Below are 12,495 nucleotides of genomic sequence, written 5' to 3' on the forward strand. Positions count from 1 at the left end.
GCCAAGTCTGTCGGTGCCCCGTGATGTCATTCCGTCATGTCCGCTCCACACGCCGAACTCACCGGGTCCGGCCTTGACGGGTCTGAATTCGTCGAGGCATCGCTGACCCGCCCCGACGCGCGCGGGACGGTGCGCGTGATCGGCGGCCCCGGCACCGGCAAGAGCAGCCTGTTGGTGAACACCGCCGCAGCTCACCTGAACGCCGGGCGGGACCCGGAATCGGTTCTGCTGCTGACCGGTTCGGCCCGCCTCGGGGCGCGGGCCAAAGCCGAGATCACCGCGACACTGCTGGCGGCGGGGGGTGACGCGGTGATTCGTGAGCCACTGGTGCGGACCGTGCACTCCTACGCGTTCGCGGTGCTGCGGCTGGCCGCCCAACGCAACGGCAGCCCTCCGCCCCGGCTGATCACCAGTGCCGAGCAGGACGGGATCATTCGCGAACTGCTCGCCGGCGATATCGAAGACGGCGATGCCTCACCGGTGCGCTGGCCCGCCGCCTTGAGGCCGGCCCTGAGCACCGTGAGTTTCGCCACCGAGCTGCGCGACCTGCTGGCCCGGTGCAACGAACGCGGTGTCGATCCGCTGGGTCTACAGCGGCTGGGTCGCCGTGCCGACCGACCGGAGTGGCGGGCCGCGGGGCGCTTCGCGCAGGCCTACGAGCAGGTCATGCTGTTGCGCTCCGCGGTGGGCATGGCTGCGCCGCAGGCCACCATTCCCGCGCTGGGTGCGGCCGAACTCGTGGGTGCGGCGTTGGATGCATTCGCCATGGATCCCGACCTGCTGGCCGCCGAACGGGCACGCGTCACGCTGCTGTTGGTCGACGACGCACAACACCTCGATCCGCAGGCGGCGCGGCTGGTGCGGGTGCTCGCCGAAGGTGCCGAGCTCACCGTGCTGGCCGGTGATCCCCGCCAGACCGTGTTCGGCTACCGCGGCGCCGACCCGGTTCTGCTGCGCGGTGAGGGGACCGAACTCAGGCTGGACCGGTCGCATCGGTGCTCGACTGCCGTTGCCGGCGCGGTGGCGACGATGGCGCGCAAACTGCCGGGTCTCGAACCGGCCTGGGAGTTCTCCGGAACGGACGAGGAGGGCGCGGTGGAGGTGCGGATCGCCGCGTCTCCGCACGCGGAGTCCGCCCTGATCGCCGACGCGCTGCGGCGCGCTCATCTCGGTGAGGGCGTGCCGTGGCATCGTATGGCGGTCATCGTGCGGTCGATGCCCCGGATGGGCGCGGCGTTGAGCCGCGCGCTGGCGGCCGCCGGCGTGCCGGTGGACCTGCCTGCGCCGGGGGCGCCGCTGGCCGATCAACCGGCGGTGCGGGCGCTGCTGACGGTCCTGGAAGCCGCCGCCTCCGGTCTCACCGCCGACGCGGCGCTCGCGCTGGTGACCGGACCGCTGGGGCGGGTCGACCCGGTCTCGCTGCGGCGGTTGCGCCGCGCGCTGCGCCGTGCCGACGGTGAGCCCACGGCGGACTTCGGTGCCCTCCTGGTGGACGCACTCGATCGCGACCGCAGCGACCTTCCCGAGGATCTGGCCCGCGCGCTGCGCCGGGTCCGCACCGTGCTGGTCGCGGCCCGCCGCAGCGCGCAGCAGGGTGCGGATCCGCACCACACGCTCTGGCAGGCGTGGAACCGCTCGGGGCTGCAGCGGCGCTGGCTGACGGCCAGTGAGCGCGGCGGGCCGAGCGGCGCCCAGGCCGACCGTGACCTCGACGCTGTCACCGCGGTGTTCGACGTCGCCGAACGCTACGTCGCCCACACCGCGGGCGCGTCGCTGCGCGGCCTCATCGACCACATCGAGGCCCTGACACTGCCGCCGGTGCGGCGCGACGACCGCCCCGATGCCGATGCCGACGCGGTCGCGGTGCTCAGCGCGCACTCTTCGCTCGGTCGGGAGTGGGATTTCGTGGTCATCGCCGGTGTGCAGGAAGGGCTGTGGCCGAACGTCGCGCCGCGGGGCGGAGTGCTGAACACCCAACATCTCGTCGACGTGATCGACGGCGTGGCCGAGCCCGGGCAGCGGAGTTTGTCGAGTCGCGCGCCGCTGCTGGCCGAGGAGCGGCGGTTGCTGTTGGCCGCGATGGGCCGGGCCCGCCGCCGGCTGTTGGTGACCGCCGTCGACAGTGACGGTGGCGACGACGCCATGCTGCCGTCGGCGTTCGTCGACGAGCTCGCAGCGCTGAGCGGCGAGCCCGACGCTGATCCGCCGGCACCGATCCGTGCCCCGCGGGTTCTCGCGCCGTCGGCGCTGGTGGGGCGGCTCCGGGCGGTGGTGTGCGCGCCCGAAGGCGCGGTCGAGGACGGTGAACGAGCCTGCGCCGCAGCCCAGTTGGCGCGGTTGGCGCAAGCGGGTGTGTCCGGGGCGGATCCCGCCTCGTGGTACGGCATGCGGGAGGTGTCGAGCAGCGAGCCGATGTGGGACGACGACGGCCATGTCGTGACGCTGTCGCCGTCGACGCTGCAGATGCTCTCGGACTGTCCGCTGCGCTGGTTGCTCGAGCGCCACGGCGGAGCGCGGGCCGCCGATGTGCGCTCCGCGCTGGGGTCGCTGGTGCACGCGCTGGTGTCCGACAGCACCAGATCTGAGGCGCAGGTTCTCGGCGCGCTGGAGAAGGTCTGGGACCAGCTGCCGTTCGACGCGCAGTGGCACGCCGACAACGAACGCGCCCGCCACCTGGAGATGCTGTCGACCTTCACCACTTGGCGCGCGAATACCCGCGGTGAGCTCACCGAGGTCGGCACCGAGGTCGACGTCGACGGCGACGTGGTCGCGGCTGGGGAGGGTTCACCCGCGGTGCGGGTGCGCGGTCGGCTCGACCGACTCGAACGTGACAGCGAGGGCAGGTTGGTCGTGGTGGACATCAAGACCGGCAAGTCGCCTGTCACCAAGGACGACGCGCAGAACCACGCTCAGTTGGCGATGTATCAGTTGGCCGTCGCCGCAGGCCTGCTCGCCGACGGCGACGAACCCGGTGGCGGCCGGTTGGTCTACCTCGGCAAGACCTCCGGCGGCAGCGCTGCCCAACGCGAGCAGGATGCGCTGACCCCGCAGGCCCGCGACGAGTGGCGGGCACGCGTCGCGCAGGCCGCTGAAGCCACCCGGGGCCCGGAGTTCGTCGCCCGGGTCAACGACGGCTGCGCGCACTGTCCGGTGCGCCCGATGTGCCCCGCCCGCAACGCCGACGCCGACGGAGGTTCCTCGCGATGAGCCCGCACTACAGTCCCGCTGAGCTCGCCGACGCACTGGGGCTATTCGCCCCGACCGACGAGCAGGCCGCGGTCATCGCCGCGCCGCCGGGCCCGCTGGTCGTGATCGCCGGTGCCGGCGCGGGTAAGACCGAGACGATGGCCGCGCGGGTGGTCTGGCTGGTGGCCAACGGTTACGCCAGCCCCGGCGAGGTATTGGGGCTGACGTTCACCCGTAAGGCCGCCGGGCAGCTGCTGCGCCGGGTGCGCGCCAGGCTGGCCCGCCTTGCCGGTGCGGGCCTGGTGATCCCGGGTGCCCTCGACGGGCCCGGCATGGCCGCCGATCCCGTCACCGTCGGCACCTACCATGCGTTCGCGGGCACGCTGCTGCGCGAGTACGGCCTGCTGCTGCCGGTCGAGCAGGACACCAGGCTGCTCGGCGACACGGAATTGTGGCAGCTGGCCTACCGGGTGGTCTGTGAGCATCCGCGGGCGCTCGACACCGACAAGTCTCCGGCGTCGGTGACCGCGATGGTGCTCAAACTCGCCGGGCAGCTCTCCGAGCATCTGGTGGACACCGATCAACTCCGCGACACCCACGTGGAGCTCGAGCGGCTGGTGCACACATTGCCCGCCGGTCGCTATCAGCGGGACCGCGGTCCCAGCCAGTGGCTGCTGCGGATGCTGGGCACCCAGACCGAACGCACCGCGCTCGTCCCGCTCATCGACGAACTGCATCGCCGGATGCGCGAGCAGCGCGTCATCGACTTCGGCATGCAGATGGCCTCCGCCGCGCAGCTGGCTTCGCGCTTTCCGCAGGTGGGGGAACAGCTGCGGCAGCGTTATCGCGTGGTGTTGCTCGACGAATACCAGGACACCGGTCACGCCCAACGGGTGGCGCTGTCGGCGTTGTTCGGCGGGGGAGCCGACGACGGCTTGGCCCTGACCGCCGTCGGCGACCCGATCCAGTCCATCTACGGGTGGCGCGGGGCTTCGGCGACCAACCTGCCCCGGTTCACCACCGATTTCCCGCAGGCGGACGGGACACCCGCGCCGACCCTCGAATTGCGCACCAGTTGGCGCAACCCACCCGAAGTGCTGCACCTGGCCAACGAGGTGTCCCAGGATGCTCGCCGCCGCTCGGTCGCGGTGCGGTCACTGCAGCCGCGCCCCGACGCCGCGGCCGGCACCGTGCGCGCAGCGCTGTTGTCCGACATCGTCGCCGAGCGCGAATGGCTCGCCGACGAGATGGCCCAGCTGCATCGCGCCGCTGTCGAGGACACCGGTACCGCACCCACCGCCGCCGTGCTGGTGCGCCGCAACGCCGACGCCGCACCGATGGCCGAGGCCCTGAGCAGGCGGGGGCTGGCCGTCGAGGTGGTCGGCCTGGCCGGGCTGTTGGGGATCGCCGAGGTCGCCGACGTGGTCGCGATGCTGCGGCTGGCCGCCGACCCGGCGGCCGGAGCGGCCGCGATGCGGGTCCTCGCCGGGCCCCGGTGGCGGCTGGGTGCCCGCGACATCGCCGCACTGTGGCGCCGGGCCCTCGAGCTCGACCGCGGCGCGGGACGGCCGAGTGCGGCCGAACCGGAGGACATCGTCGCGCAATTGAGTGTTGACGCCGACGCGGCCTGCCTCGGTGAGGCGATCTGCGATCCCGGACAGCCGGCGGCGTACTCGGCCGACGGACACGCCAGGATCGTCGCGCTGGGCCGCGAGCTGACCGCACTGCGCGCCCACCTCGACTGGGCGCTGCCGGACCTGATCGCCGAGATTCGCAGGGTGCTCGGCGTGGACGCAGAGGCGCGGGCGGCCCGCCCGGTCTCGGCGGGCTGGTCGGGCACCGAACACCTCGACGCGTTCGCCGACGTCGTCGCCGACTTCGCGGCGCGGCCCGGGGCCACGGTGTCGGGCCTGCTCGCCTTCCTCGACACCGCCCAGGAGGTGGAGAACGGTCTGGCCCCGGCCGAGGTCGCGAGCGCCGGCGACCGCGTGCAGATCCTGACGGTGCACGCGGCCAAGGGGCTGGAGTGGCAGATCGTCGCCGTGCCGCACCTCAGCGCACGGGTGTTCCCGTCGACGGCGTCACCGCGAACCTGGCTGACCGATGCCGCCGACCTGCCGCCACTGCTACGGGGGGACTGCGCAACGGTGTCCGAGCACGGTGTGCCCGTGCTCGACACGAGCGATGTCAACGATCGAAAAGCTCTGTCCGACAAGATCTCCGGTCACAAGCGCAGCCTGGATCAGCGGCGCACCGACGAGGAGCGCAGGCTGCTGTACGTCGCGATCACCCGGGCCGAACGCACGCTGCTGGTCTCCGGTCATCACTGGGGCGCCACCGAATCCAAACCCCGCGGCCCGTCGGCTTTCCTGTGTGAGCTCAAGGAGATCATCGAGGCCGCGGCGCAGCAGGGCAGCCCGTGCGGCAGCGTGGCGGTCTGGGCCGAGGCTCCGGCCGAGGGCGAGGCGAATCCGTTGCGCGACCAGGTGGTCGAGGCGGTCTGGCCGGTCGACCCGGCGACGGGCCGACGCGGCGGCGTCGACCGGGGCGCGGCGCTGGTGTCGCAGGCGATGACGCGCGACGCGACCGTCGAGTCGGACGACCCGCACGGATGGGCCGCCGACGTCGATGCGCTTCTGGCCGAACGCGACCACACCGCACGCCCGGTCGCCCCGACACTGCCGCCACAGCTGTCGGTCAGCGCGATGGTCGAACTGGGACGTGAACCCGACGCCGCGGCACAACGGCTGAATCGGCGTCTCCCGCGCCGCCCGGACCCCCACGCCGCACTCGGCACGGCATTCCACGAATGGGTGCAACGCTACTTCCAGGCCGAGAAGCTCTTCGACCTCGACGACCTGCCCGGCGCGGTGGATGGCGACCGGCAGGACCGCGGTGAACTCGAGGAACTGCAATCCGCGTTCGCGGTGTCACCGTGGGCCGCGCGCACCCCGATCGAGGTGGAGGTGCCCTTCGACATGGTCATCGGCGCCACGGTGGTGCGCGGCCGCATCGACGCGGTGTTCGCCGACCCCGACGGCGGGGTGACGGTGGTGGACTGGAAAACCGGGGAACCGCCGTCGACTCCGGAAGAATTGCAGCGCAACGCTGTTCAGCTCGCCGTGTATCGCCTTGCGTGGGCCGGACTGCACGGCTGCGATGCCGCGTCGGTGCGTGCGGCGTTCCACTATGTGCGCACGGGGCGCACGGTCATGCCGGACGTGCTGCCGGATTCCGACGAACTGGCGGCGCTGCTGGACCGCGCATCGGGCGACACCGCCGCATGAGCGCTCAGGAGGCCCGGTAGACCTTGAGCGCCTCCAGGATCATCGGCACCTGGAACGGCAACCGTGCGATAGCGACGATCCGCATCGGCAGCGACTTGCTCGGATCCTGGAACCACAGGCGGACCATGTTGACGTTGGCCGGGAACACCGAGATGTACAGCGCGATCGCGGCCAGTGCCGCCAGCCGACGCGTCTTGGGCGCCAGCAGCGCGGCGCCGATGCCGACCTCGGCAACTCCGGAGGCGTAGGTGTAGACCCGTGGGCTGCCCGGCAGCTCCGCCGGGACGATCGAGTCGAACGGCTTGGGTGCGAGGAAGTGCAGTGACCCGACACCGAGCAGCATCGCCGCCATCCGGTAGACGCGGGTAGGGGCGTGCTGCGGTGCGGATGCGGGGAGGGTCATGATTACATTGTGCTGGTGCGGCAGTTGCATACCGTGACAGGCCCCCGTGGCTAAGGGACGTCTACGCCGACGACTGAGTCGGTTCGACCAGTCGTTGACCGATCTCCCGGTTCACGCCCTGACCGACCGCGTGCAGATCCCGCAGGATCTCCCCAGCCCGTGGGTGCGGATCACCAAGCGCATCGTCATCGCGCTGGCGGTGTTGTGCGCGGTGGTTTTGATCGTCTACATCGACCGCGACGGCTACCGCGACGTCCAGGAAGACGGGCTGTCACTGCTGGACTGCTTCTACTACGCCACGGTGTCCCTGTCGACCACCGGCTACGGCGACATCACGCCGTACACCGAGACCGCTCGGCTGGTCAACGTCCTGATCATCACGCCGTTGCGGGTGGCCTTCCTGATCGTGCTGATCGGTACGACGGTGGAAACGCTGACCACCGAGTCGCGGCAGGCGTTCAAGATCCAGCAGTGGAGGAACAAATTGCGTAACCACACCGTGGTGATCGGCTACGGCACCAAGGGGCGTACCGCCGTGGCCGCGATGATCGGCGACGAGGTCGCCCCCGCCGACATCGTCGTCGTCGACGAGAACCCCGCCGCGCTGGAGCGCGCCAAGACCGCGGGGCTGGTCACCGTGCGTGGCAGCGCCACCGACTCCGAGGTGCTGCGCCTGGCCAGCGCCCAGCACGCCAAATCGATCATCGTGGCCACCAACCGCGACGACACCGCGGTGCTCGTCACCCTGACTGCGCGCGAGCTCGCCCCGAAAGCGAAGATCATCGCCGCGGTGCGCGAGGCCGAGAATCAGCACCTGCTCGAGCAGTCCGGCGCCGACTCGACGGTGGTGACCTCCGAGACCGCCGGACGCCTGCTCGGCATCGCGGTGCAGACCCCCAGCGTCGTGGAGATGATGGAGGATCTGCTCACGCCCAATGCCGGGTTCGCGATCGCCGAACGCGAGGTGACTCCCAAGGAGACGGGTGGTTCGCCACGTCACCTGCACGACCTCGTGCTCGGCGTGGTGCGCGCCAACAAGCTGATCCGCGTCGACGACCCCGATGTCGACGCGCTGGAACTGGGTGACCGACTGCTGTACATCCGCTCCGCGGACGCGGAGCGATGAGCGCTTGCTCCGCGACGAGCGCTCGCGCGAGGAGCCGTCGATGAAGAGCAGAGTGAACCGATGAGCTTCCGGCTGCGCAACGTTCCGCTGTTGTCCCGGGTCGGTGCCGACCGCGCCGACGCGCTACGCACCGACATCGACGCCGCCGTGGCCGGCTGGCCGGACGCGCTGTTGCTGCGGGTGGATCGCCGCAACCAGGTGCTGATCTCCGGCGGGCGTGCGGTGCTCAACGACGCCCGTGACGCCGGCGACGCGCCACCGCAGGACGCGGTGTTCCTCGGCCGCCTCGCCGACGGCCGGCACGTGTGGGGGATCCGTTCCGAGCTGCAGCCGCCGCAGGACGCGCCGGTCGAGGTGCTGGATCTACGCCGCACCGGTGACGTGTTCGACGACGTCAGCGCCCAACTCGTGGCGACCGCCACGGCGCTGCTGAACTGGCATGACAGCGCCCGGTTCAGTCCCGTCGACGGAAGCCCGACCGCGCCGGTCAAGGCCGGGTGGGGACGGATCAACCCGGTGACCGGCCGCGAGGAGTTCCCGCGTATCGACCCGGCGGTGATCTGCCTGGTCCATGACGGCCACGACCGCGCGGTGCTGGCACGTCAGACCCTGTGGCCGGAGCGGCTGTTCTCCATCCTGGCCGGATTCGTCGAGGCGGGGGAGTCGTTCGAGTCCTGTGTCGTGCGTGAGATCGCCGAGGAGATCGGGCTGACCGTCACCGATGTCGAGTATCTCGGCAGCCAGCCGTGGCCGTTCCCGAGGTCGCTGATGGTGGGCTTTCACGCGGTGGGCGACCCGCAGCAGGACTTCTCGTTCAATGACGGCGAGATCGCCGAGGCCGGCTGGTTCACCCGTGCCGAGATCCGTGAGGCACTCGACCGCGGTGACTGGGGGTCCGGCGGCGCCGACTCACGTCTGCTGCTGCCGGGTTCCATCTCGATCGCCCGCGAGATCATCGAGTCCTGGGCCGCCCAGGACTGAAGCCGCCCAGGACTGAAGCCGCCCCGGACTGAGACCGCCCGGGCTGAGACCGCTGCGCCTCGCCAACCGGGGCACCGCCGCGAACGTGCATCCCCGGTAGCGCTCGTCGCCGCGGGACTACCGTGTATGCACGTTCGCGGCCGGGTGGGGCGGTACGGCCGGGTTGGCGGTGCGGCCGGGTCGGCGGCGGGGGAGATCTCAGCCGGTCAGCTTGGCTTTGACCTGTGCGCCGCTGGGGTTGGTCAGGGTCGACCCGTCGGCGAACTTCAGCGTCGGCACCGTCTGGTTGCCGCCGTTGACCGACGCCACGAACTCGGCGGCAGCCGGGTCGAATTCGATGTCGACCTCGGTGTAGGCGATGCCCTCGTTCTTGAGGATCTTCTTCAGGCGGAAGCAGTAGCCACACCACGAGGTGGTGTACATCGTGACGGTGGCGGCATCGTTGGTGCTCATAGGCCTTTCAACGTAGCCGATGCGCGATCCATGCCGTGGCGGGCCCGCATGTGTCATGGGTCGCTGACATGATGGTCGCCATGTCCCCGACAGCCTCGCGTGACCTGCTGCTCGGCGACCTGGACGAGGAGCAGCGCGAAGCCGTGCTCGCCCCGCGCGGTCCGGTGTGCGTGCTCGCCGGCGCCGGCACGGGCAAGACCCGGACCATCACCCGCCGCATCGCTCACCTGGTGACCGCCGGACACGTCGCGCCCGGCCAGGTGTTGGCGGTGACGTTCACCCAGCGCGCAGCCGGGGAGATGCGGGCCAGGCTGCGTGCGCTGACCACCGATGCGGGCACCGCGCCCACCGAGTCGGTGCAGGCAATGACGTTCCACGCCGCAGCGCGCCGGCAGCTGGCCTACTTCTGGCCGCGCGTCGTGGGCAGCACCGACTGGCAGCTCCTGGATTCCAAGTTCGCGATCGTCGCCCAGGCCGCCAACCGTGCCGGGCTGCCGACCGGTACCGACAACGTGCGGGACCTGGCCGGTGAGATCGAATGGGCGAAGGCCTCGCTCATCACGCCCGAGGGGTATCCCGACGCGGTCGCCGAGAACGGCCGCGACATCCCGTTCGATGCCGCCAAGACCGCGGCCGCCTACGCCGGATATGAGGCGCTCAAGTCACGCAGCGCGGACCTCATGCTGCTCGACTTCGACGACCTGCTGCTGCACACCGCGGCTGCGATCGAGAACGACGCGGCGGTCGCCCAGGAGTTCCGCGACCGCTACCGCTGCTTCGTCGTCGACGAGTACCAGGACGTCACCCCGCTGCAGCAGCGGGTGCTGTCGGCCTGGCTGGGTGGCCGCGACGACCTGACGGTGGTCGGTGACGCCAACCAGACGATCTACTCCTTCACCGGCGCCTCCCCGCGCTACCTGCTGGACTTCTCCCGGCGCTTCCCCGACGCCGCGGTGGTGCGCCTGGAGCGCGACTACCGCTCCACCCCCCAGGTGGTGTCGCTGGCCAACCGGGTGATCGCCGCCGCCCGTGGCCGGATGGCGGGCAGCAAGCTGCACCTGGTGGGTCAGCGCCCGCCCGGCCCGAACCCGACCTTCCAGGAGCACCCCGACGAGGCGGCCGAAGCGGCCGCGGTGGCGCGTTCCATCAAGGGGCTCATCGAATCCGGCACACCGGCCTCGGAGATCGCGGTGCTGTACCGCATCAACGCCCAGTCCGAGGTGTACGAGGAGGCGTTGACCGAGGCCGGGGTGGCGTTTCAGGTTCGCGGCGGTGAAGGCTTCTTCAGCCGGCAGGAGATCCGCCAGGCCCTGCTTGCGCTGCACCGCGCCGCCGAGCGTGGCCCTGATACCGACGCCACGGTGCCCGAGGTGGTGCGCGCGACGCTGGAACCGCTCGGTCTGACCGTCGAGGCGCCGACGGGTACCCAGGCACGCGAGCGGTGGGAGGCCCTGACCGCGCTGGCCGAACTCGTCGACGACGAAGTCGCCCAACGCCCGCAGCTGGACCTGCCGAGCCTGCTCGCCGAGCTGCGCCAACGCGCCGACGCGCGCCACCCCCCGACGGTGCAGGGCGTCACCCTGGCCTCGCTGCACGCCGCCAAGGGACTGGAGTGGGACGCGGTGTTCCTGGTCGGCCTGGCCGACGGCACACTGCCGATCTCCCATGCGTTGTCCCACGGCCCCGACAGCGAGCCGGTGGAGGAGGAGCGGCGCCTGCTGTACGTCGGAATCACCAGGGCGCGGATGCATTTGACGCTCAGTTGGGCGCTGGCCCGTAACCCTGGCGGTCGGCAGGGACGGCGACCGTCCCGATTCCTCAACGGCATCGCCCCGCAGTCACAGCGCGACGACGGCCCGAGCCGCTCCCGCAAGCCGCGCGGGCCGGCGCCGCGCTGCCGCATCTGCAACGAGCAGCTGACCTCGCCGCCGGCCATCATGTTGCGCCGGTGTGAGAGCTGCCCGTCCGACATCGACGAGCACCTGCTCGCCGAACTGAAGGACTGGCGGCTGCGGATCAGCAAGGAGATGAGCGTGCCCGCCTACGTGGTGTTCACCGACAACACGCTGATCGCGATCGCCGAGTCGATGCCCACCGACGACGCCGCGCTGGTGGCCATTCCGGGAATCGGCGCACGCAAGCTCGAGCAGTTCGGTCCTGATGTGCTGGCGATGGTCAAAAGCCGCCAATCTTCGTAGAAATTGCGCCAAATATGCTGGTCAAAAATGTGTTGTCGGTTTCGGCTGCTAGCCTCTAACCTCGAGAGCACACAGACGACGGCCATGTGCGAGAGGAGGGTGCCACGATCATGACAAGCAATTTTGCGTTCCACGGTGTAAGCGCTGCCGGCATGGCGTGGACCTTCCGTGCCCCTGTCACGGGGCATCCCGTCATCCCCGCCCGCGCCGCTGCGGCGGCTCCGCGTAAGCGCCGCGCCGCCCAGACGATTGCCGCGTCCGTCGGAGGCTCTCCTAGGTAGAGCCCCCTCGCCACCAAGGCCACGGACCCGCAATCACCGGATCCGTGGCCATTGTCTTCTCCGGATCGAGAATCCGAGGAACACCTGGTCGCAGATCCATCACCGGACAGATGGTTCAAACCGATCAACGACCAGGAAGCAGAGGACTGGACATGTCTGCGATGACATGCGGGACAACCACACTGGCGGTGCCGTGTCATGTCGAGGATCCCGATCTGTGGTTCGCCGAGGATCCCCGCGATCTCGAACGCGCCAAACAGCTGTGCGCCGAGTGCCCGCTGCGCCGCGAGTGCCTGACCGCCGCGCTGGAACGGCAGGAGCCGTGGGGCGTGTGGGGCGGCGAGATCCTCGATCGGGGCTCGGTCATCGCCCGCAAGCGTCCCCGTGGCCGTCCCCGCAAGGACGCCAAAGACCCTGTCGCCGCGTGATTTTCGCGCGGCGGCAGGGCCGCGGCTGACAACTCGGGCTGACGGCTCAGTCTGACAACTCGGGCTGACGGCTCAGCTTGACAGCTCAGGCTGACAACTCAGGCATTGCGGGGGTCAATTAAGCCCGGCAGCGTCTGAGAGCCCTATGTCAA

Annotated in this window: 8 protein-coding genes; 6 read left to right on the forward strand and 2 right to left on the reverse strand. The window is 70.6% G+C overall.

Features of this window, described 5'->3' with window-relative positions:
* Positions 1 to 36 precede the first annotated feature (36 nt).
* Both J3476_RS18025 and J3476_RS18030 read left to right on the forward strand, forming a co-directional pair.
* The gene (locus tag J3476_RS18025) at positions 37 to 3,207 is read left to right on the forward strand and encodes an ATP-dependent DNA helicase (protein ID WP_207067765.1); all 3,171 of its coding nucleotides are present in this window, start codon (positions 37 to 39) and stop codon (positions 3,205 to 3,207) included.
* Positions 3,204 to 6,473: an ATP-dependent DNA helicase gene (locus J3476_RS18030; protein WP_207067766.1), complete on the forward strand. Its 3,270-nt coding sequence runs from the start codon at positions 3,204 to 3,206 to the stop codon at positions 6,471 to 6,473. Before J3476_RS18025 ends, J3476_RS18030 begins: the two co-directional genes overlap by 4 nt.
* Before the next feature lie 4 nt (positions 6,474 to 6,477).
* On the opposite strand, the gene J3476_RS18035 is transcribed toward J3476_RS18030, so the two are convergent.
* On the reverse strand, positions 6,478 to 6,876 hold the full coding sequence (locus tag J3476_RS18035) for a hypothetical protein (RefSeq protein WP_207067767.1): 399 nt from the start codon (positions 6,874 to 6,876) through the stop codon (positions 6,478 to 6,480).
* Positions 6,877 to 6,922: 46 nt separating this feature from the next.
* On the opposite strand from J3476_RS18035, the gene J3476_RS18040 reads away from it, so the two are divergent.
* Positions 6,923 to 8,002, forward strand: coding sequence for a potassium channel family protein (locus tag J3476_RS18040; RefSeq protein ID WP_207067768.1), 1,080 nt, complete (start codon positions 6,923 to 6,925; stop codon positions 8,000 to 8,002).
* A 60-nt stretch (positions 8,003 to 8,062) separates the two neighbouring features.
* Positions 8,063 to 8,983 (forward strand): NAD(+) diphosphatase, encoded by a 921-nt coding sequence (nudC, locus tag J3476_RS18045; RefSeq protein WP_207067769.1) that lies wholly within the window; start codon positions 8,063 to 8,065, stop codon positions 8,981 to 8,983.
* A gap of 198 nt (positions 8,984 to 9,181) precedes the next feature.
* On the opposite strand, the gene mrx1 is transcribed toward nudC, so the two are convergent.
* Complete coding sequence (mrx1, locus tag J3476_RS18050) at positions 9,182 to 9,436, reverse strand: mycoredoxin (RefSeq protein WP_207067770.1); 255 nt, start codon at positions 9,434 to 9,436, stop codon at positions 9,182 to 9,184.
* Between the two features lie 80 nt (positions 9,437 to 9,516).
* Between mrx1 and J3476_RS18055 the strand changes: the two genes are divergently transcribed.
* On the forward strand, positions 9,517 to 11,634 hold the full coding sequence (locus tag J3476_RS18055; protein ID WP_286183293.1) for an ATP-dependent DNA helicase UvrD2: 2,118 nt from the start codon (positions 9,517 to 9,519) through the stop codon (positions 11,632 to 11,634).
* A gap of 433 nt (positions 11,635 to 12,067) precedes the next feature.
* Positions 12,068 to 12,343, forward strand: coding sequence for a WhiB family transcriptional regulator (locus J3476_RS18060; protein ID WP_207067772.1), 276 nt, complete (start codon positions 12,068 to 12,070; stop codon positions 12,341 to 12,343).
* The last annotated feature ends 152 nt before the right edge of the window (positions 12,344 to 12,495 follow it).

The organism is Mycobacterium sp. PO1 (assembly GCF_017312405.1).
In the GTDB taxonomy this organism is placed as follows: Bacteria; Actinomycetota; Actinomycetes; order Mycobacteriales; family Mycobacteriaceae; genus Mycobacterium.

What these genes read in the sequence shown, in the direction of transcription:
- J3476_RS18025 (WP_207067765.1), top strand. Translation starts at nt 37, where the DNA reads ATGTCCGCTCCACACGCCGAACTCACCGGGTCCGGCCTTGACGGGTCT.
- J3476_RS18030 (WP_207067766.1), top strand. Translation starts at nt 3,204, where the DNA reads ATGAGCCCGCACTACAGTCCCGCTGAGCTCGCCGACGCACTGGGGCTA.
- J3476_RS18035 (WP_207067767.1), bottom strand. Translation starts at nt 6,876, where the DNA reads ATGACCCTCCCCGCATCCGCACCGCAGCACGCCCCTACCCGCGTCTAC.
- nudC (WP_207067769.1), top strand. Translation starts at nt 8,063, where the DNA reads ATGAGCTTCCGGCTGCGCAACGTTCCGCTGTTGTCCCGGGTCGGTGCC.
- mrx1 (WP_207067770.1), bottom strand. Translation starts at nt 9,436, where the DNA reads ATGAGCACCAACGATGCCGCCACCGTCACGATGTACACCACCTCGTGG.
- J3476_RS18055 (WP_286183293.1), top strand. Translation starts at nt 9,517, where the DNA reads ATGTCCCCGACAGCCTCGCGTGACCTGCTGCTCGGCGACCTGGACGAG.
- J3476_RS18060 (WP_207067772.1), top strand. Translation starts at nt 12,068, where the DNA reads ATGTCTGCGATGACATGCGGGACAACCACACTGGCGGTGCCGTGTCAT.